Source organism: Chryseobacterium sp. Chry.R1 (genome assembly GCF_039645525.1).
GTDB classification, from domain to species: domain Bacteria; phylum Bacteroidota; class Bacteroidia; order Flavobacteriales; family Weeksellaceae; genus Chryseobacterium; species Chryseobacterium proteolyticum.
Window position 1 is genome coordinate 2,878,139 of record NZ_CP151793.1, and the last position, 19,367, is coordinate 2,897,505.

At 35.5% G+C, this 19,367-nt stretch carries 17 protein-coding genes; 8 read left to right on the plus strand and 9 right to left on the minus strand.

Annotation, left to right across the window (positions count from 1 at the left end; genetic code table 11):
• Window positions 1–27: 27 nt before the first annotated feature.
• The 3 genes from AAEU33_RS12980 to AAEU33_RS12990 all read right to left on the minus strand — a co-directional run bounded on the left by AAEU33_RS12980 (window position 28) and on the right by AAEU33_RS12990 (window position 860).
• The gene (locus tag AAEU33_RS12980; RefSeq protein WP_345987944.1) at window positions 28–228 is read right to left on the minus strand and encodes a hypothetical protein; all 201 of its coding nucleotides are present in this window, start codon (window positions 226–228) and stop codon (window positions 28–30) included.
• A 170-nt stretch (window positions 229–398) separates the two neighbouring features.
• Window positions 399–560, minus strand: a complete 162-nt coding sequence (locus AAEU33_RS12985; protein ID WP_345987945.1) for a hypothetical protein — start codon at window positions 558–560, stop codon at window positions 399–401.
• A 144-nt stretch (window positions 561–704) separates the two neighbouring features.
• Complete coding sequence (locus tag AAEU33_RS12990; RefSeq protein WP_172278712.1) at window positions 705–860, minus strand: bacteriocin; 156 nt, start codon at window positions 858–860, stop codon at window positions 705–707.
• A gap of 150 nt (window positions 861–1,010) precedes the next feature.
• On the opposite strand from AAEU33_RS12990, the gene AAEU33_RS12995 reads away from it, so the two are divergent.
• The 3 genes from AAEU33_RS12995 to cls all read left to right on the plus strand — a co-directional run bounded on the left by AAEU33_RS12995 (window position 1,011) and on the right by cls (window position 4,372).
• Window positions 1,011–1,949, plus strand: coding sequence for a helix-turn-helix transcriptional regulator (locus AAEU33_RS12995; protein WP_345987947.1), 939 nt, complete (start codon window positions 1,011–1,013; stop codon window positions 1,947–1,949).
• A gap of 87 nt (window positions 1,950–2,036) precedes the next feature.
• Entirely contained in the window at window positions 2,037–2,801 is a 765-nt protein-coding gene (locus tag AAEU33_RS13000; protein WP_345987948.1) for an SDR family oxidoreductase, read from the plus strand.
• A 104-nt stretch (window positions 2,802–2,905) separates the two neighbouring features.
• On the plus strand, window positions 2,906–4,372 hold the full coding sequence (gene cls, locus AAEU33_RS13005; RefSeq protein ID WP_345987950.1) for a cardiolipin synthase: 1,467 nt from the start codon (window positions 2,906–2,908) through the stop codon (window positions 4,370–4,372).
• Window positions 4,373–4,393: 21 nt separating this feature from the next.
• Here the strand turns inward: cls and AAEU33_RS13010 are convergent, their stop codons facing one another.
• The 6 genes from AAEU33_RS13010 to AAEU33_RS13035 all read right to left on the minus strand — a co-directional run bounded on the left by AAEU33_RS13010 (window position 4,394) and on the right by AAEU33_RS13035 (window position 12,298).
• The gene (locus AAEU33_RS13010) at window positions 4,394–5,542 is read right to left on the minus strand and encodes a methionine aminotransferase (RefSeq protein WP_345987951.1); all 1,149 of its coding nucleotides are present in this window, start codon (window positions 5,540–5,542) and stop codon (window positions 4,394–4,396) included.
• Window positions 5,543–5,677: 135 nt separating this feature from the next.
• A complete protein-coding gene (locus AAEU33_RS13015; protein ID WP_345987953.1) occupies window positions 5,678–6,340 on the minus strand; it encodes a hypothetical protein in 663 nt (220 codons plus the stop codon).
• 3 nt (window positions 6,341–6,343) lie between these two features.
• Complete coding sequence (locus tag AAEU33_RS13020) at window positions 6,344–7,054, minus strand: hypothetical protein (RefSeq protein ID WP_273648262.1); 711 nt, start codon at window positions 7,052–7,054, stop codon at window positions 6,344–6,346.
• A 186-nt stretch (window positions 7,055–7,240) separates the two neighbouring features.
• The gene (locus AAEU33_RS13025) at window positions 7,241–8,470 is read right to left on the minus strand and encodes a T9SS type A sorting domain-containing protein (RefSeq protein WP_345987955.1); all 1,230 of its coding nucleotides are present in this window, start codon (window positions 8,468–8,470) and stop codon (window positions 7,241–7,243) included.
• Window positions 8,471–8,745: 275 nt separating this feature from the next.
• Window positions 8,746–9,474 (minus strand): response regulator transcription factor, encoded by a 729-nt coding sequence (locus tag AAEU33_RS13030; RefSeq protein WP_273648259.1) that lies wholly within the window; start codon window positions 9,472–9,474, stop codon window positions 8,746–8,748.
• The gene (locus AAEU33_RS13035) at window positions 9,443–12,298 is read right to left on the minus strand and encodes a histidine kinase (RefSeq protein ID WP_345987956.1); all 2,856 of its coding nucleotides are present in this window, start codon (window positions 12,296–12,298) and stop codon (window positions 9,443–9,445) included. The genes AAEU33_RS13030 and AAEU33_RS13035 overlap by 32 nt, the downstream gene beginning before the upstream one ends.
• 219 nt (window positions 12,299–12,517) lie before the next feature.
• On the opposite strand from AAEU33_RS13035, the gene AAEU33_RS13040 reads away from it, so the two are divergent.
• The 5 genes from AAEU33_RS13040 to AAEU33_RS13060 all read left to right on the plus strand — a co-directional run bounded on the left by AAEU33_RS13040 (window position 12,518) and on the right by AAEU33_RS13060 (window position 19,362).
• Window positions 12,518–14,401: a DNA topoisomerase IV subunit B gene (locus AAEU33_RS13040; RefSeq protein WP_172278691.1), complete on the plus strand. Its 1,884-nt coding sequence runs from the start codon at window positions 12,518–12,520 to the stop codon at window positions 14,399–14,401.
• Between the two features lie 86 nt (window positions 14,402–14,487).
• Complete coding sequence (locus AAEU33_RS13045) at window positions 14,488–14,973, plus strand: hypothetical protein (RefSeq protein WP_172278689.1); 486 nt, start codon at window positions 14,488–14,490, stop codon at window positions 14,971–14,973.
• Window positions 14,973–17,561, plus strand: coding sequence for a DNA gyrase/topoisomerase IV subunit A (locus AAEU33_RS13050; protein WP_345987958.1), 2,589 nt, complete (start codon window positions 14,973–14,975; stop codon window positions 17,559–17,561). The genes AAEU33_RS13045 and AAEU33_RS13050 overlap by 1 nt, the downstream gene beginning before the upstream one ends.
• Window positions 17,562–17,575: 14 nt before the next feature.
• Window positions 17,576–18,229, plus strand: coding sequence for a rhomboid family intramembrane serine protease (locus AAEU33_RS13055; RefSeq protein ID WP_172278685.1), 654 nt, complete (start codon window positions 17,576–17,578; stop codon window positions 18,227–18,229).
• Between the two features lie 32 nt (window positions 18,230–18,261).
• Window positions 18,262–19,362: a helix-turn-helix domain-containing protein gene (locus AAEU33_RS13060; RefSeq protein ID WP_345987960.1), complete on the plus strand. Its 1,101-nt coding sequence runs from the start codon at window positions 18,262–18,264 to the stop codon at window positions 19,360–19,362.
• Window positions 19,363–19,367 lie beyond the last annotated feature (5 nt).

Genomic DNA, 19,367 nt, shown 5'->3' on the forward strand with positions numbered 1-19,367 from the left:
GAGCGTTTTTTTTATAAAAATTGTATGTCAATTGCTTTTACAAGCGACATCTTTTTGTGCACAGCTTGGAGAAATGGTTGTACAACCGTTAGGGTAGTCCGGAAGCGGAGGGTCGCAGGGATAAGTAGGACATGCGATAGGTTGTTTACAGTCTAGCATTCCTCCGATGATTGTTCTTAATTCTCTTTTTGCCAATTTTTTCGCCTTTATAAAGCTTTTGTTTTTCATGCGGTTGATTTTTAATTGTTTAGTGAAAAATAATGATCTCTAGAATAAGTACAAAGTAGAAGTGTAAATTGTATATGTATAATAGTCTAAATTGTTATTTTACAGTGATTAGCTAAAGTAAAACCACCCTTGTGCAGAATGGTTTTATGTGAAAAAGTTTACAGCTGATATTATGGAATCAATTCCGGACGGCATTCAGGTTCTGCACATCCCATTGAAATGATTCTGCAACCATTGGTTTTCGGATCACGGCACTGCATAAGGCCTCCTGTAATTGTTCTCAACTCTTTTTTATTTAACTTTGTTCCGTTTTGTAGATTTTGTTTTTTCATAATGATATTGTTAGTTTTAGTAATAATTTGCGATCATGATATTTCCTTATTTTGAATGATTGGTCAGGTAAGATATTTAAATACTGTGACCGGATGATACAAAAAACCACTCTTTGGAAGAGTGGCTTCGTAAAAAATATCAATTTAAGGAATGTATCTGCATTGAAATTCTGCACACTGACGCCCGTAAGCGATGCATTGATTGGTATCCGGATCCACACACATTTGTAGTCCACCGGTAATTGTTCTTAACTCTTTTTTGTTTAATTTTTTTCCTTTTTGGAGATTCAGATTTTTCATATTATGATTTTAATAAATTAGTTTAAACTAAGTTATGAAAAATATTTGTTGTATGTCACTATATTATGAAAAATATTTACATTAACAATAAATGATTGGAATTCAATATTTGTGTAACTTTATATATTTGAATTTTACAAATACTCAATTATGGAAAAAATAGGGCATGCTTCTCTGGAAGATTTTTATAGAGAAATGACTGCAAAGCTGGGGAAGGATATTGAAAGTATTTTTCCAAAGGGTTTGCATAAAGATATTGGTCATTTTAATGTATTTGATATTGCTCAGACCATTGAAAAGGTAAAGGCAACTTCTGAAATGCCATATAACAGAAGAAAATATTATAAGATAAGCCTGATTCGGGGACGAAATAGAGCAGAATATGCAGATAAGGTTATTCCCATAAAAGAGAATGCGCTATTATTTGCAACGCCTAAGGTTCCTTATCACTGGGTTCCTGAAGATCCTAATCAATCGGGTAGCTTCTGTGTATTCACCGAAGATTTCTTCATTAAGGATAAATCTCATAATACGCTTGAAGACTTGCCTATATTTCAACCGGGAGCATTCCCCGTATTTGAAATCGATGCTGCGTTAGCAGATGAAATTGAGGTACTTTTCAGGAAAATAAAAACTGAAATTGAGTCTGATTATATTTTTAAATATGACCTGATCCGCAATTATGTACTCGAATTGATTCATTACGGACAAAAGTTACAGCCGGCTACAAAATTGTCGACCTCCAATGATGCTTCTTTACGAGTTGTTTCTTTGTTTATAGAGCTATTGGAACGACAGTTTCCCATTGAATCCTACGATCAGAGACTCCAGCTTAAAACAGCAAAAGATTACGCAGACCGCCTGTCTGTGCATGTTAATTATTTAAATAAAAAACTTAAAGAAAATACAGGAAAGACTACGACGGAATTTATAGCTGACAGGCTTATCCAGGAGGCTAAAATACTATTGAAGCAAACCACCTGGAATGTTTCTGAAATATCGTATGCGTTGGGTTTTGAGGAAATTGCTCATTTCTCAAATTTCTTTAAGAGAAAAACTTCATACAATCCATTACAGTTTCGTTCCTGATTTGAATTTTGCAAATTTCAGATTGATTGAAGCAAACATCTGTGTCTCGAAATACCAGAACTTTGTCCCATTAAAAACAACGAAAAAATGAATTCAAAAACAAAAATTGCCTTAATAACCGGTGGAAGCCGTGGAATAGGAAAAAATTCAGCCTTGAGAATAGCTGAAAAAGGTCTCGACGTTATCATTACTTATAAAAGCAATAAAGAAGAAGCTGATGCTGTAGTCAATGAGATCAAGGCATTGGGTAGAAATGCAGCTGCTTTCCAATTGGATACAAGAGATGTGAAAAGTTTTGATGTCTTTATAAAAAATGTAACAGATCATCTACAGGAGCACACCGCAAGTCCGAACATTGATTATTTAATTAATAATGCCGGAACTGCTTTATATTCTCCGATTACTGAAACCACAGAAGAGCAACTGGATGATATCATAGATATCCATTTCAAAGGAGTATTTTTCCTTAGTCAGAAGTTCTTGCCTTTTATGAATGATGGAGGTGGAATTATCAATATTTCATCCGGTTTGGCAAGAGTAGCGCTTCCGGGATCGTCAGTATACGGATCTATGAAAGCAGGGGTTGAAATGCTTACAAAATATATGGCGAAAGAATTAGGTGCAAGAAAGATTAAAGCTAATGTCGTGGCGCCCGGAGCTATAGAAACCGATTTTGGAGGTGGCAGAACACGTGATAATAAAGAGGTTAATGCTTTGGTTTCAAACATCACAGCTTTAGGAAGGGCTGGACTTCCGGAAGATGTAGGTGGAGTAGTCGCTTTTTTGTGTACGGAAGATGCAGGATGGATCAGCGGTCAGAGAATCGAAGTGTCGGGAGGAATGGCGTTGTAAGATAATATCAAGGATATAATAATGAATAAAAGCAGTAGGAATCTACTGCTTTTTGCTATCTTTAATGTAGAATAATAATTGTATGATGAACGATCTTACAGGTTATGATTAAAGAATTTTTAAGCCAGTTTCCTTACATTTTACCTGCGATTGAAATACTCTATCTTGCAGGGATCTTTTTTCTTGCGGTGAGAATTATCATGGATACCAGAAACACCAGCAAAACGTTGGCTTATCTGCTACTGATCGTCTTTTTACCCATAATAGGGATCGTGATTTACTTTGTTTTTGGTGTTAATTACAGGAAGAATAAGTTCTATACATTCAAGATTGAAAGAAACGAGGAAATCTATAACAGGATTAAAAAATATATCAAAGAAACGCATTATGAAACTCTTGGTATCAGAAAAAAAGAGCTGGAGGATTTTATAACGACCGTTAATTTTCTTTATCATGGTGGACACTCACCCCTGACCTGTAAAAACAAGGTAGAAGTATTGATCAACGGAGAGGAAAAATTTCAAAAAGTTTTTGAGGTTCTTGAAAATGCGCAACACCATATTCATCTTGAATATTATATTTACGAAAATGATGATATAGGTAATAGGCTTGCGGATTTACTGGTGAGAAAATCTAAGGAAGGTATTATTATCCGTTTTCTTTATGACGATATGGGAAGTGGTAAAATCGGAAAGAAACTGCTTGCAGGATTAAGAGAAGCCGGAGTAGAAGTTTCTCCTGTCAACAAAATTACTTTCAGGGTTCTCGCCAACAGGGTCAACTACAGAGATCACAGAAAAATTATTATTGTTGACGGAACAAAAGTTTTTACTGGAGGAATCAATGTTTCTGATAAATATATCAATCCTAACCCTACACAATATTGGCGCGATATGCATTTATATATCCAGGGAAACGGAGCTTTTTATTTCCAGTTTTTATTCCTGAGCAATTGGATATTTGCAACCGAAAAAATTCCTCCTTTGTCTGAAGACTATTTCAATTATAAGGATAATGAAGAAGGAAGCACAATTATTCAGGTAGCCGCCAGTGGACCGGATTCCAAGCCTTCCATCATGCTGAGTACAGCTTCTGCTATTCTTTCGGCCAAAGAAAAAGTATATATTGTTACCCCCTATTTTATTCCCGTAGAAACAGTTCTCAATGCCATCAAACAAGCTGCTATTGCCGGACTTGACGTACGGCTTATGGTTCCTGAATCCGGAGATTCTGTTGTGGTAAATGCAGCTGCTTATTCCTATTATGAGGAGTTACTGGAAAGTAATGTGAGGATCTTTTTTTATAAAAAAGGGTTTATACATGCTAAAACGATGATCATAGATGATCTTTTTTCATCAGTAGGTACTGCAAATATGGATGTGAGGAGTCAGGAGCTGAATTTTGAGGTGAATACTCTTGTATTTGATAAGGAAATAAACCGGGAGATTGAGCAGGTATTTCTTCATGATATGAATGATTGCTCTGAAATTCATCTTAATGAATGGAGAAAAAGACCTAAGCTAAAGATTTTCTTTGAACATTTAGCCCGCTTGCTTTCTCCACTCATCTGATCAGGTACCTTTACCGATGTGCTATATTTTAGATAGATTTTCAATTGCCCTTTCTAACGTTTCCTCTTTTTTTGCAAAGCATAACCTGATCACGTTTTCGTTCACCTTGTTTTTGTAGAAAGAAGAGAAGGGAACACTGGCTACTTTATGGGTCACTGTCAATTCGCTGGCAAAGTCAAAATCATTTTTATCCGATATCTTATCATACTTTAAAGCCTGAAAATATGTTCCTTCACAATCAAGTAATTCGAATGAAGTAGTCGAAAGCCCTTGCCGTAGAAAATCCCTTTTTTTCTGGAAAAATTCATTCAGGTGGTTGTAATGTTCATCATCTTTCATATATTCGGCTAGCGCCAGCTGAATGGGTGTGTTCACGCTAAAAACATTGAACTGATGAACTTTTCTGAATTCGTCGGTCAGGATTTTTGGAGCTGCACAATAGCCCACTTTCCAGCCTGTGACATGAAAAAGCTTTCCAAATGAAGCTATCAGAAGGCTTCTTTCCCTTAGTTCTGGATATTTGCAGATACTTAAATGCTGTTTTCCGTCGAAAACAATATTTTCATACACTTCATCACTTAAAATGAGAATCGGTGTATCTTTTACGATATGAATAAGCTCCTGAATATCGCTTTCCTTTAAGATCCTTCCCGAAGGATTATTAGGATTATTAAGAATGATCATTTTGGTTTTTTCATTAACCATTCCTTTTACAGCATTCCAATCGATCACATAATCCGGGGCCTTCATTTCAAAACGCCGGATAACTCCTCCAAAAAGTTCTACGGTCGGCTCATAACAATCATAAGCCGGTTCAAAAATAATCACTTCATCGTCTCTCTTGATGAACGTGGCTATGGCTGTAAAAATAGCCTGTGTTCCCCCTGCCGTTACTGTAATTTCTGAGTCGGGATGATAAATGGACTGATGGCTGTTTTCAATTTTCCTGGCAATTTCTTCCTTTAATCCAATCATCCCTCCCATGGGAGCATATTGATTAAAACCTTTTTTAATGAAATTATCCACGTAATTCAGTAATTCTGGATCCGGCATAAAATCCGGAAATCCCTGAGATAAATTGATGGCTTGATTTTCATTTGCCAATTGAGTCATCTGACTGAAAATAGTGGTTCCAACATTGGAAAGCTTGGAAAGAGGAAGCTGTATCATTGACTGTATTTTATATACTTCGAATTTAATTTATTTTTTCCAATACAGAAGTATGGATATAAGAAAAGGTTATCCATTTCGATAACCCTGATGTTTATTATTTGTGATTTTATTTTTTTGAGTATATATCAAAGATTATTTTATCCATTCAAATATTTTGATTACTTGATTACTATTTTCAAAGCCATCTACAGGGAAATAGGTAAGGGTATCTTTTTTTAAAATCTGGCTCATCATTCCGACGATGTTTTTTTTATGATCAGACATGATTTTTATATTATTTTTCTCCAATATTCTTACGATAAATTCCGAGCAATAATAGGCTTTGTTGTTTTCCTCAAACTTAAAATCAAAATTGATATTTTCTTTTTCAGATTCGTGAAGGGTCTGTTTAATATGCTTAAAACTTGCGGTATCAATATTTTTAAGTTTCCAGATAGACAAATAATTCAGGTCTTCAGGACTGATGAATTCGTCTATACTATCAATATAAAGATTGTTATTGTTTTTATTTTTGTCCACATACACATGATAAATGGTTAGGATATTATTGTTGACAAAACCAATTCCCAAATGAGAAGCATATTTATTATTGATATTAAAGTCTTTTGCGACATTTCCCAGTTTTCCTGTTGTACCTCTTTGTATTAAATAAATGGCCTCACTATTCAGTTCAATATTTTTAATTTTATATTTTAAAGAAGGGTCTTTATGAAAAGAGAAAACTGCTATTATGAGCGCAAGGCCCATAACAGCAATTAAGAAATTTATTTTTTGATAAGGAAATGCAATTCTCATAGTTTACTTAGCTCCTAGTATAGCTCCTGTTATAATACCACCAACCACACCTATTCCTGCTCCTACAAGTGCTCCAACAGGACCTGCTACTGCAAATCCAATGATACCACCGCCTACCATACCGATCATACCGCCTGTAATCCATAACGGTTGTTTACCGGTTGGAATTCCTGTAATCAGGTAATTTCCTTGTTCAGCATTGTATTTGTAGTCATTGATATTCTTAATCATTGATTTTTCATTAGCCGGAAGATTGTTATATGCTGCATTCGCCTCTAAATGAATGATTGAACCGTTATTAATTGTTATCGCTAATGATTTTGCAGCACTTGAAATATTTAATTGTTGAACAGCCTGTGCAAAAGGTACCTGCATTAAACTTACTGTTTTGTTAATAATATTATTAACCTGATCAAGTGGTAATCTTTCATCCGTTGCAATTTGAGCTTTTTCGTAAAATGTATTCAGATCCTGCTGATTTAAAACATAGCCCGGATTTTGAGCAAACTTACTTCGGATAAATTCGAATCCTGCATTTACAGCCTGAGGATCTGTAAAATAAGTACCATTGGTAAAGCTTAGAGCTGTTTTAGGTAATGATTGGGTTGATTGGTAGTTTTCATTTTGCAGGTTTGTGTTGTCTTCGCCACAAGAATTAAACATACATTGTGTAGTTGCCAGTCCGGCAAGGACCAGAAGCGTTTTTGTTTTCATAGGTTAAAGTTTTTGTTTTTTTTGGTAGACTAAAAGTATCATGATAGTAAACATCCCGATACTGTGAATTTGTAAGTGTTGGTGTTTTTTTAATAAGTGTTGTTAATCGGAGGTTAACTGTAACCAACATGAAAATGAATAAAGAGCTGTTCGGATATGAACAGCTCTTTTTAAAAACTTTGGATTTTATTTTGAAATAATCAATTTTTGAGAATTTATTTTATTGGCTGATTTAATTTCAACAATATAATTCCCCTGAATAAGATGCTCAGTATTTAGTTTTATATTCTGGCGGCCGCTTTCAAGGTTTTCTGATTTTTCCAGCACTGTTTTTCCCGATGTATCAAGAACTCTTATGGAAACAGGTCCTCTTGAGGATAGATTTGTTTGAATATCCACATAGTTTTTAGCGGGGTTAGGAACCAGTCTGTACTCATTATCCATCGCTGTTAACTCTGCCTTGCCAATAGCTTTGATATCAATCTGAGGTGCTGTATTACCAATATTAGCCTCTCTGGAAGGGACTGTTGATTTGGAATAACAGAAAGTGAAGCATCTTGTACATACCAGTAGTTTTCCTTGCTTTTCAGTAACACATATCGTATATGTACCAGGAGTGGCATAAGTATGGGTTAAAGTGGAAAAAACATAAGGAGATGTTGTTCCGTCACCCCAGTTTACAGTGTAGCTACTGCCCGGATTATTGGGTGTTGAAACAAGAATTGGATTGGTAAGAGTTAAATTCACAGTTCCTGTGTTATTACCTTGTGTACTGAATGATGTTTCAAGTTTAAAGTCTGCTGTACATCCGTCACATGATTTGATGCAAATATTGTCGAAGTATACTCTCTCGCTTGGGCTTGAAGTAATGTCTGGCGATATCATTACTGCTGTTGAATTGTTCAATACATTATTGAAGTCAGTCCATGTACCTCCCGGCATGCTCCATGTACCTTCTGAATTACTTGGAAAAGCTGAGCTCGTAGCTAAAGCTAATGGAGCACGTACTCGGACCCATCCGCTATTAGGGGTTACTGTAGCATTGGCAACAAACGTAATCGCCTGATTTCCTGAAAGAATGTAAATAGTAGGATGGAGTGGGGCATTAAAACCTCCGTCTTTTTCAAGATAAAAATCGAAATACAGACATTGTCCCAGGAATTTTTGGCCTATGTTTTTATAGTCAACAGGATTGATGAACCAGGACCCACCGGAAAGATCATCTAGTATAAGATATTGTGAACCGTCTAATGTATTGGGGCTGCCAAGGTTGTAATTGACAGCGTTGTTTACAGGATCCAGCTGCCAGTTTCCTAAAGGATTACTGGTACCGTTAAAATCAGAACAAGGAGCTTGTGCATTCATCAGAAGGCATCCAAGGAACAAATAAATCGTTAAAAAATATATTCTTATCATAATGTGCTACTGGTTTTATCAATCAAAAACCAGAAAAAACTTTAGTTATTAGTAATTTGTTTATGAACTTGTCATAAATGTATTACGATATCTGATGCCAGGGTATTGTGATTTAATAAGTGTTCCTGCTTCACTAATATGTGTTATATAATTTCTCTTAATTGTGATTTAGCGTCTGGATTCAAACGATATTTTACATACATATAAAATATTCCTCCATCCAAAATATTATGTTGGATGGAGGGATTTTGCTTTTTGAAAAATCGGATTAGGATTTATTCCAATTGTTCAATTTTATTTAAGAAATCATTTTTCTTACGGACGGAAACATCCAGAACAGAGTTGTCAGTCATAATCACCTGTCCTCCTTTTCCTTTGATGTATTCTTTTAAGTGGCTCAGATTGATGAGGTGTTTATGATGAATTCTGAAAAAATTATAATCGGAAAGAAAATCTTCAAATTCATGCAGTGTTTTCGATACAATAACCTTTGTTTTATCACTCATATAAAATGTAGTGTAGCTGGAATCCGCTTCGCAACGAACAATATCTGCGATATTTGTAAGCTTGAATCCCTGCATAGTAGGTAGGCTTATTTTATTCTGGTGAACAGCCGGTGTAGAAGTTCTGTTCTTTTTGTTGATTTCCAGAGCTTTATTTACAGCGATAATAAAATCCATCTTTTTGATAGGTTTCAGAAGGTAATCCGTTGCTCCATTTTTTATGGCCTGGATCGCAAAATGTTCAAAGGCGGTAATAAATATGATCTGCGAGCTGATCTCCTTGAATTTTGAAAGCAAATCGAATGCGGTACCATCTTTTAACTGGATATCTAAAAATAAGATATCCGGAGCGTTTTTCAGAAGATTAACATAGGCTTCTTCTACGCTTGAGGCCTGAAACGAAATCTGTATATCCGGAAACTCATTCTTCAGCAGGAGAGAAATATAATCTCTTCCGTCTTGTTCATCATCAATGATGCAGGCTTGTATTTTGGTTTTCATAGGGGGTCATATATAGTTTAATTTGTGTACCTTGTTTTCCGTCCTTTTCGGAAAGATTATTCAGCTCCAACGTTATATCAGTCTCAAAAAGCTGCCTGAATGTTTCAATCCTTTTTTGAGATAATTTCACTCCGAAAGAATTGGCTTTTGCAGATTCCGGTCTTTTTTCTATTCCCACGCCATTATCCTCAATAGTAATACAAAGAAGTGAATCGGTATAATCAAATGTAATCCTGATATTTCCTTTTCGATCCTTTAAACCGGAAACACCATGTTTTATGGCATTTTCTACAAACGGCTGTATCAGTAATGATGGGATCATCCAGTTTTCATCTGTATTTTTTGAACGTGTTATGGTGTAGTCGAACTGATCCTTTAAACGTAATTTTTCCATATTCAGATATAGGGAAAGGTATTCAATTTCCTCTTTGATCTGCATAAATGTCTTTTCAGAATAGTGTAACGTTTTTCGTATCATCTGAGCAAATATGTTTAAATAGTTTTCAGTTTCCGCATAATCTTTTTTGTAGAGCAAAAACTGAATAGAATTGAGACAGTTATAAATGAAATGTGGATTTATTTGTGCCTTGATGGCCTGTAACTCAAGTTCGGCAATCTTCTTTTCATAATAAAGCGTTTCGAGTTTTTTGTTTCTTTTTCTCTGAAAGTAAATAGTAACCACCACAAAAATAAGTGAGCATCCTATTATAATGATGAAGAATTTAAACCACCAGGTTTGCCAGAATTTGGGCTTAATTTCAAATGCTATGGACGAAAATGTATAGGATCGTTTTCCATTATAACCGAGCCCGAAAACTTTAAAAGTATATTTCCCCGGCGGAATTGAATTAAACATGATTTTAGATGAATTGCTTATTTGCCATTCATCGGTCAGACCTTCGACTTTATACTTGAATTTGATCATACCCTGAGAGATATAATCCGGAAAGCTGAGGTCAAAAGTTATTGTGTTGTCAGGTGTTTGCCCTTTAATTTCCTGATTGAGATCAAATATCTCTTTATCCCCTACGGTTACAGAATTAATGACTACTTTTTTATTGATAAACTTCTGCTGGGTTAACAAGTTGTGAATAGGTAAGATACCCAGCCCTTTTGAAGTTCCGGCATAAATGGTGTCGTCTTTTATAACGCATCCGGCGACTACGTTAGAGGGAAGCCCATCGGTTTGTGTGAAATTATCGATGGCCAGTTTTTTCCCTTTTATTTCTATCCTGCTCAAACCGGAATTGGTACTCGCCCAGAAAACGTTTTCATTTTCAACTTCGATTTTTTTTATCTGGTCTGTGGACAGACCATCTTTTTCAGTGATTCTTTTGAGGATCTTTTTGTTATTAAAAATAAGGACTCCATTGAGATTGGTTGAGCCTACATATACATGAGGCTTAAGTTTTTTGATATCTTTAAAATAATATCCCTCAATAAATAGTTGTCTTTTATTTGTTTTTACATTCATTTTATACACATCCTTAAAACTTCCAACAAAGACACTGTCTTTGTCGTAGCGTAGGGCTGTATAGGCTCTTTCATTAAACAGGTCAGATTTGGCACCGGTAATGAAATTATAAAGTGTAAGACCCTGGGAAGTACAGAGGAGTATTGAACTGTCATTATAAGGGATTATATTTTTTAAGCTATAATCACCAATGGTTGTAATTTTTTTATTATCGGTATTGTATTGGTACGTTCTTAAACTAAGCCCCAGTATAACACTATTCCCTTTTGAAAACAGGGCCTTTGTTTCAATTTTCCTATTTTTTTCAAGGGATACATCAATGATGGTATTCGATTTTAAAATGCCGAATTTTGCCTCATTGTACCCCATGATAATGTTTTTACCACTTTTTCCGATAGCTGTAATGTAGGAAGAATTATTCTTTACAGGAAGATGGATATAATTGTTGAAAAACTTATCTGTAATAAAGTAAATACCATTGTTTCTGGTGGAAAACCAGATGTTTTTATCCTTGTCTACGAGGATATGATTCATGACAAAATCATTCATGATCTTCATGGGCCGGGATAGGTTCCCATCCCGTAAAGTATTTTTGTAATAAAGAACTCCTCCTTTATCTAAACATACCCACAATCTGTCGTTACGGTCAATAACAAGCTGATGGATCGGTTCTACAACAGAAAACGACTGCGTTTTAATGAATTCAAATTTGTTTTTTCGTTTGAAGATATCAATAGTATTTCCACGGTAAGCAACTAAGAAGTCCCCCTTTCTGTAGATGGCACTTTTTGGTAATGAAATATTGCATAGTATTTTCTTTCTTGTGAGGATGTCATATGCTATAACTTTTTGGGTATCATCTGTAAGGTAAAGCAGGTGGTTGGCTACATCCATACTGAATATATAAGGATTACGACCCACTAAGGGAAAACCTGCATGTAAGGAAAGAGGAATTGTTGTTACTTTTCCACGTCTGTATATATAGATATCTTTTGGATTGTTGGCTGTATATATACAAACTGAATCTCCACTGCTGTAAGTATGGGAGGTGTCACGGAATTTAAGTTTCCTAAGCTCTGTGTTATCATCCGGATTGATGATTTTGCCATTTTTCAGATAGGCAAAATCACTCAGGTAGGTTACGATGAAAATCTCACCATTAGATAAAGGGTTGCATCCAAGGATATCAATGTTTTTAAGCCCGCTTTTTTTATTGTATTGTTTAAATTCCTTACCATCAAACCTGAAAAGTCCATTATCGCTACCAATCCAGATAAGTCCTTTGTCATCCTGACTCATAGAATAGGTGTAGGAGCTATTCAACCCGTCTTTCTCACTATAATTTACCAATCCCGGGATTTGAGAAAATGAAAGAAATGGAAAAAATAGTATTACTAAAAATAGAAGAAAATCACGTAGGTTTTTCACTTGATCTTGAATAATGATGTAAATATAAAATTTGCTTGATAATAATGCAAAACATATTACATAATATTGAAAAAAATGAATTAGAAAAATTCGGATAATTTTAAGCATTTTCGTACTTTTGTGTGTTTGCTGAAATAACTTATGTCACAAGAAATAAATCCAATCTATTCAGAAGATAATATCAGAACCCTCGATTGGCAGGAACATATTCGTTTGCGTCCCGGTATGTACATCGGAAAGCTTGGAGATGGTTCTTCCGCCGATGATGGTATTTACATTTTACTTAAAGAAATTCTGGACAACTCTATCGATGAGTTCAGGATGAAATCGGGTAAGAGAATTGAAATAAAAGTAGATGACGGAAAGGTAACCATTCGTGATTTTGGCCGGGGTATTCCACTTGGGAAAGTGGTGGATGCCGTTTCCAAAATGAATACCGGAGGTAAATACGACAGTAAGGCCTTCAAAAAGTCCGTAGGATTGAATGGTGTTGGTACAAAAGCGGTAAATGCGCTTTCCGATTATTTCAGAGTAAGATCTTTCCGCGACGGAAGAATGAAGGTTGCGGAATTTTCACGTGGAATCATTTCGGAAAACCATGAGGAAAAGGATACTTCGGACAGGAACGGTACTGAAATTTCCTTTATACCCGATGGAGAAATCTTTCTTCATTTCAAATACAGAAAAGAGTATATCGAAAGAATGCTCCGGAACTATGCATATCTGAATCCGGGACTGAAGATCATTTTTAACGGGGAAACCTATTATTCAGAAAATGGACTTAAAGATCTGCTAGAAGAAGAACTGGAAAGCGAAATTCTATATCCGATCGTACACCTGATGGATAATGATATTGAAGTAGCTATTACGCATTCGGATAAATCACAGACTGAAACCTATTTTTCTTTTGTGAACGGGCAGAACACAACGCAGGGAGGTACCCATCTTAATGCTTTCCGTGAAGCATATGTGAAAACAATCCGTGAATTTTTCAACAAAAACTTTGATGCTTCGGATATCAGAAAATCAATCATTGCTGCCATTTCTATTAATGTAGAAGAACCTGTTTTTGAATCCCAGACCAAAACAAAATTAGGATCTAACGATATGGGCCCTAATGGTCCCACTGTAAGAACCTTTATCATTGATTTCTTAAAAAGCAAACTGGATAATTTCCTGCACAGAAACCCTGAGATTGCAGAAGCCATTCAACGGAAAATTTTAATTTCAGAAAGAGAGCGAAAGGAACTTTCGGGAATTCAGAAACTGGCAAGAGAGCGGGCGAAAAAAGTATCGCTTCATAATAAAAAACTGCGTGATTGCCGTCAACATTATAATGATCAGAAGGCAGAAAGAAAAGGGGATACACAGATCTTTATTACCGAGGGAGATTCCGCATCGGGATCCATCACGAAATCAAGAGACGTAGAAACGCAGGCTGTATTCTCACTGAAAGGGAAACCATTGAACTGCTACGGACTGACCAAGAAAGTAGTGTATGAAAATGAAGAATTCAATTTATTGCAGGCCGCTTTAAATATTGAGGAAAGTCTTGAAGATCTGCGATACAATCAGGTTATTATTGCAACTGATGCGGATGTCGATGGAATGCACATCCGTCTTTTAATGATTACATTCTTCCTGCAGTTTTTCCCGGACCTGATCAAGAACGGGCATCTTTATATCCTTCAGACTCCTTTATTCAGGGTGAGAAATAAAAAAGAAACCCGGTATTGTTATACGGAAATGGAAAGGGTAAAGGCTTTGAATGAACTAGGAAAAAACCCTGAAATTACACGATTTAAAGGGCTTGGAGAGATTTCTCCCGATGAGTTTAAACATTTTATAGGTAAAGATATCCGCCTGGAGCCTGTAGTTGTTGGAAAAGATCAGACCATAGAACAGCTTTTAGAGTTTTATATGGGTAAAAATACACCGGACAGGCAGGTTTTCATTCTTGAAAATCTTGTTGTAGAAGACGGGGATATTGATAGCAGAGAACTAATAAGCGAAGTAGAAAGTTAAATAGATCCCTCCAAAAAACTTTCCTGTAATAATTAATCTTTAAAAAACTTAAATGATATAACCTTTAAACTTAAACACAAATAACAATGAGATTAAGTAACCGTAATAAAGCACCGGGCTACAACTTTATTAATACCCTCTTAATAATGTTTTTAATAGCCGGAATTGTGTCCTTCTTTTTAGAAGAATATAAATTTAATATTTTAGGATCAGAAAGCTATCTGCTGATTATTGTACCGGTAATTATGTTATTAGCTTTCCATCTTACCGGAAGACAAATATTTGAGTATGATAGTGATGGAGAGGCTCTCAATTTCAAAAACAGGAATATCATTCCATTTTTAGATAAACCTTTAAGTGATGAATTTCCAAAATACAAATTAATAAAATACGAGATCGTCAATTTACTCTTTGTAAAAAGATTATATATTACAATTTCAAGTAAGAATAGTGGTTCAACCATGTTGAAATACGAAATTTCTTACCTGACGACAAAAGAAGTAAATGATTTGAAATTCTCTTTAAATAAAGTAGTAAAAGCGAATAACGAGAAAAACGTTAAAAACGAATAATGACAGAAGAAAATTCACATGAAGGCGAAAGCCTGAAGAAAGTTTCCGGACTTTATAAAGACTGGTTTCTGGACTATGCTTCTTACGTGATTTTAGATAGAGCGATTCCATCGGTCTACGATGGATTAAAACCCGTTCAGCGAAGAATTATGCATTCCATGCGTGAGCTGGAGGACGGGCGGTACAATAAGGTAGCGAACATTGTAGGAAATACAATGAAATATCACCCCCACGGAGACGCTTCTATTACTGATGCCATGGTACAGATCGGGCAGAAAGAGCTTCTGATTGACACTCAGGGAAACTGGGGGAATGTCTTTACCGGAGATTCGGCTGCAGCAGCAAGGTATATTGAAGCCAGATTAACCCCTTTTGCACTGGAGGTAGTTTTCAATCCTAAGACAACGGAGTGGGCAAAATCTTACGATGGACGAAATAACGAGCCAATAGATCTTCCCGTAAAATTTCCTTTACTTTTAACGCAGGGGGTAGAAGGGATTGGTGTAGGATTATCCACGAAGATACTTCCTCATAACTTTAATGAACTGATCAATGCTTCAGTAGCTCACCTTAAAGGAAAAAAGTTTGAACTTTTCCCAGATTTCCTTACAGCAGGGTATCTGGACGTTTCTGAATACAACGACGGACAAAGAGGTGGTAAAGTACGTGCAAGAGCCAAAATTACACAGACCGATAAACATACTTTGGTTATCTCTGAACTTCCCTTTTCCAAAACAACCAGTGATCTGATAGATTCTATCCTAAAGGCTAATGAAAAAGGTAAGATCAAGATTAAAAAAATTGAAGACAATACGTCCGATACCGTAGAAATTCTGATCCATCTCCATAATGACGTATCACCGGATAAAACAATTGATGCGTTATATGCCTTCACAGATTGTCAGGTAACAATTTCTCCGAATGCGTGTGTAATTGTGGGAGATAAACCAATGTTCCTGAGTGTTTCTGAAATCCTGAGAATGAATACGGATCATACCGTTTCATTGCTGAAAAAAGAACTGGAAATTGAACTTCACGAACTTCAGGAAAGCTGGCATTTCTCCTCATTGGAAAGGATTTTCATCGAAAACAGAATCTATCACGATATTGAAGAAGTAAAGACTTGGGAAGAGGTAATCAAAACTATTGATGCAGGATTAAAACCACATACCAAGCATCTTTTGAGAGCCGTTACTGAGGAAGATATTCTGAAGCTAACAGAGATCAGAATCAAGAGAATTTCCAGGTTCGACTTAGATAAATTTAAAGAAAATATTGCTGCTCTTGAAGGTAAGATAGAGCAGGTTAAACATAATCTTGCTAATCTTATCGCTTATGCTATCGAGTATTATTTAAATATTCAGAAGAAGTACGGTAAAGAAAAGCAGAGAAGAACCGAATTAAGAATTTTCGATACCATTGATGCTACAAAAGTAGCCGTGGCTAACGAAAAATTCTATGTAAACCGTGAAGAAGGATTTATAGGAACCTCATTGAGAAAAGATGAATACCTGTTCGACTGTTCCGATATCGATGATATTATAACTTTCAGAAAAGACGGAAGTATGAAGATCGTCAAAGTAGAGGCAAAAACCTTTATCGGAAAAGATCTCCTGCATGTGGCTGTCTGGAAGAAAAACGACAAGAGAACAGTGTATAATATGATTTACCGTGAAGGTAAAGAAGGTCCGTATTATATGAAACGTTTCTCCGTGACGGCGGTGACAAGAAATACAGATTATCCTCTGGCATCTGATAAAAAAGGCTCCGAAGTGCTTTATTTTTCCGCTAATCCGAATGGAGAAGCTGAAACGGTTACTGTTCTCTTGAAACCGAATCCAAGAATCAGAAAAAATAAGATGGATATCGATTTTTCTGAATTGGCAATTAAAGGCCGCGATTCCAAAGGAAACCTGGTGACCAAATACTCCGTGAAAAAAGTAGATCTTAAGGAAGAAGGTATTTCAACCCTGGCTCCAAGAAGAATCTGGTTTGATGATACGGTACGAAGATTAAATGCTGATGGCAGGGGGACTTTGTTAGGGAATTTTAAAGGAGATGATAAAATCCTGACGATTAATTCCAATGGAGAGGCAAAGCTGGTAAGTTTTGACCTTGGAAACCGTTTTGACGATGATTACCTGATCCTTGAAAAATGGCGGCCGCAGCAACCTGTAACCTGTATTTATTATGACGGGGAAAAAGAGATGTATTTTATTAAAAGGTTCCTTCTCGAAAATAATACCAATCCCCAGAATTTCATGCCTTCGGAGCATAACAAATCCTTTATTGAGAATGTGATAGTAGCCAACGGATCTACTGCAGAAATCATTTTTTCAAAAGATAAAGGAAAAGAACGTGATCCCGAAACCATAAATATTGATGATTTTATTATGGTGAAAGGTATAAAAGCAATCGGAAATCAATTTACCAAATTCAAGGTAAAAGCAATAAATATTACCGTTCCGGAGATTGAAGAAGAGGAACCGGAAGTATATGAAGAGCCTGAACATACTGAAGGCATTGATGAAGACGGTGGGGTTATCGGTGATCTTTTTGAAGGAGATACTGATAGTGACGAAAATTAAATTTTAAATTAATCATGAATATCTTATTATTAGTTATTATAGCTACCAGTATTATCAGCTTTATTGCTTTTAATAATCATGGTATTTTCGAAAAGTATAAATTTAATGTAGGAGCTATTCAAAACAGGAAAGAGTACATCCGTCTCCTTTCTGCAGGTTTCCTTCATGCAGATTTAATGCATCTTCTGTTTAATATGATGACTCTTTATTTCTTTGGGCCTATCGTAATGGAAGGTTTTGGAAATCTGGGTTTCATAATTGTATACTTTGGTTCTATACTGCTTGGAAACATGTTTTCCCTCTTTATCTATCAGAAGCAGCCATGGTATTCTGCTATTGGAGCGAGTGGAGGGGTTTCAGGGATATTATTTGCCGGAATTGCACTTATTCCTGATCTTAAAATATATATATTCTTTATTCCTATCGGAATTCCGGGCTATATTTTCGGGCTTCTTTATTTCAGCTATTCCGTCTATATGATGCTTAATCCCAGACAACATGATAATATAGGTCATGCAGCGCATCTTGGCGGAGCCTTTTTTGGTTTGCTATATGCGGTGATCAATCAACCTGAAAGAGCAATGGATAACGGTTTGTATATTGGCATTATGGCGATTCCGCTCCTGTACTTAAGCTATGAAATTTTTGTCAGGAAAAGAATAGGATAAAAAACCTATCTTTAAATAAAATATCAAAACCAATGAATACAATAGAGTTGAATCGTTTTATCGTCATACTTATCTATGGTTCATTGGTTTTGCTTTCTTTGTTAAAACTGGCCAATCCCCTTAAAGTTAACCGAAAAGCCAACCTATGGTTTGGTTTGTTTCTTTTTTTGTGGTCTACGTACTGGCTGGATGAAATTTGGTCACTGATCAAAGTTTCTCAGATAGAAATTCATTCAATTCTTTTTGTTCAGTTCGTTCAGTTTTTTACACCCATTATGTTTTATTTCAGTGTTTTATTCTTTACAAATCCTTCATTTAGGTTTAAGAGGTCGGACGTAAAATATGCTGTTTTACCTGTTATTTTTCTGATCAATTTGTTGTTACAACGTTACGGAAACTTTAAAAACCAATCTTTTTTTGAGTTTACATTTATAGGATTGATATTATTTCAGGCGGTATTTTATACAGGGCTTTCTTATTTTACCATACGGAAACATCAAAAGAGAATTCAGCAATTCTCTGCTAATACGGAAGGGATCAATCTTAATTGGCTGGAGTATATTATTCTCATTCTTTTGATTATCAATATAGTATATGTTATCTACAATCTTTTCTATGATTCTACATCATTAAATGCTTTCATCAATATAGCTTTTCTTTTAGTGGTTTATTTTGTAGCGTATTACTCGCTGAAGCAAAAAGAAATTTATCCTGTTGAGGAAAAACAACGGGATGAGCTCATATCCATTAATGATGAAGCAGAAAATGAAGAAATCAAACGAAAGCTCATTTCTGATGAAGAATTATCCCGGCTTAAAACAAAGCTTGAAAATGTAATGGAAAAAGAAAAGCTTTACCTGGATAGTGAGCTGAATTTAATTAAGCTTGCAGAACACTTGTCTGTTTCTACTCATCATTTATCGTATGTGATCAATACCGGCTTTCAAAAAAATTTCTTTCAGTTCATTAATGAATATAGAATCGAGCATGCTAAAAAGTTGCTGAAAAATAATGACGCCAATAAGCTTTCCATTTTAGGGATTGCTTTCGAATCCGGATTCAATTCCAAGACCTCATTTAATACCACCTTCAAAAAATTCACTGATCAGACCCCTTCTGAGTTTAAAAAATAAGTTCA

Excerpts from the sequence above, each read along its gene's own strand:
- AAEU33_RS12980 (WP_345987944.1), bottom strand. The coding sequence starts at position 228 with ATGAAAAACAAAAGCTTTATAAAGGCGAAAAAATTGGCAAAAAGAGAA.
- AAEU33_RS12985 (WP_345987945.1), bottom strand. The coding sequence starts at position 560 with ATGAAAAAACAAAATCTACAAAACGGAACAAAGTTAAATAAAAAAGAG.
- AAEU33_RS12990 (WP_172278712.1), bottom strand. The coding sequence starts at position 860 with ATGAAAAATCTGAATCTCCAAAAAGGAAAAAAATTAAACAAAAAAGAG.
- AAEU33_RS12995 (WP_345987947.1), top strand. The coding sequence starts at position 1,011 with ATGGAAAAAATAGGGCATGCTTCTCTGGAAGATTTTTATAGAGAAATG.
- AAEU33_RS13000 (WP_345987948.1), top strand. The coding sequence starts at position 2,037 with ATGAATTCAAAAACAAAAATTGCCTTAATAACCGGTGGAAGCCGTGGA.
- cls (WP_345987950.1), top strand. The coding sequence starts at position 2,906 with ATGATTAAAGAATTTTTAAGCCAGTTTCCTTACATTTTACCTGCGATT.
- AAEU33_RS13010 (WP_345987951.1), bottom strand. The coding sequence starts at position 5,542 with ATGATACAGCTTCCTCTTTCCAAGCTTTCCAATGTTGGAACCACTATT.
- AAEU33_RS13015 (WP_345987953.1), bottom strand. The coding sequence starts at position 6,340 with ATGAGAATTGCATTTCCTTATCAAAAAATAAATTTCTTAATTGCTGTT.
- AAEU33_RS13020 (WP_273648262.1), bottom strand. The coding sequence starts at position 7,054 with ATGAAAACAAAAACGCTTCTGGTCCTTGCCGGACTGGCAACTACACAA.
- AAEU33_RS13025 (WP_345987955.1), bottom strand. The coding sequence starts at position 8,470 with ATGATAAGAATATATTTTTTAACGATTTATTTGTTCCTTGGATGCCTT.
- AAEU33_RS13030 (WP_273648259.1), bottom strand. The coding sequence starts at position 9,474 with ATGAAAACCAAAATACAAGCCTGCATCATTGATGATGAACAAGACGGA.
- AAEU33_RS13040 (WP_172278691.1), top strand. The coding sequence starts at position 12,518 with ATGTCACAAGAAATAAATCCAATCTATTCAGAAGATAATATCAGAACC.
- AAEU33_RS13045 (WP_172278689.1), top strand. The coding sequence starts at position 14,488 with ATGAGATTAAGTAACCGTAATAAAGCACCGGGCTACAACTTTATTAAT.
- AAEU33_RS13050 (WP_345987958.1), top strand. The coding sequence starts at position 14,973 with ATGACAGAAGAAAATTCACATGAAGGCGAAAGCCTGAAGAAAGTTTCC.
- AAEU33_RS13055 (WP_172278685.1), top strand. The coding sequence starts at position 17,576 with ATGAATATCTTATTATTAGTTATTATAGCTACCAGTATTATCAGCTTT.
- AAEU33_RS13060 (WP_345987960.1), top strand. The coding sequence starts at position 18,262 with ATGAATACAATAGAGTTGAATCGTTTTATCGTCATACTTATCTATGGT.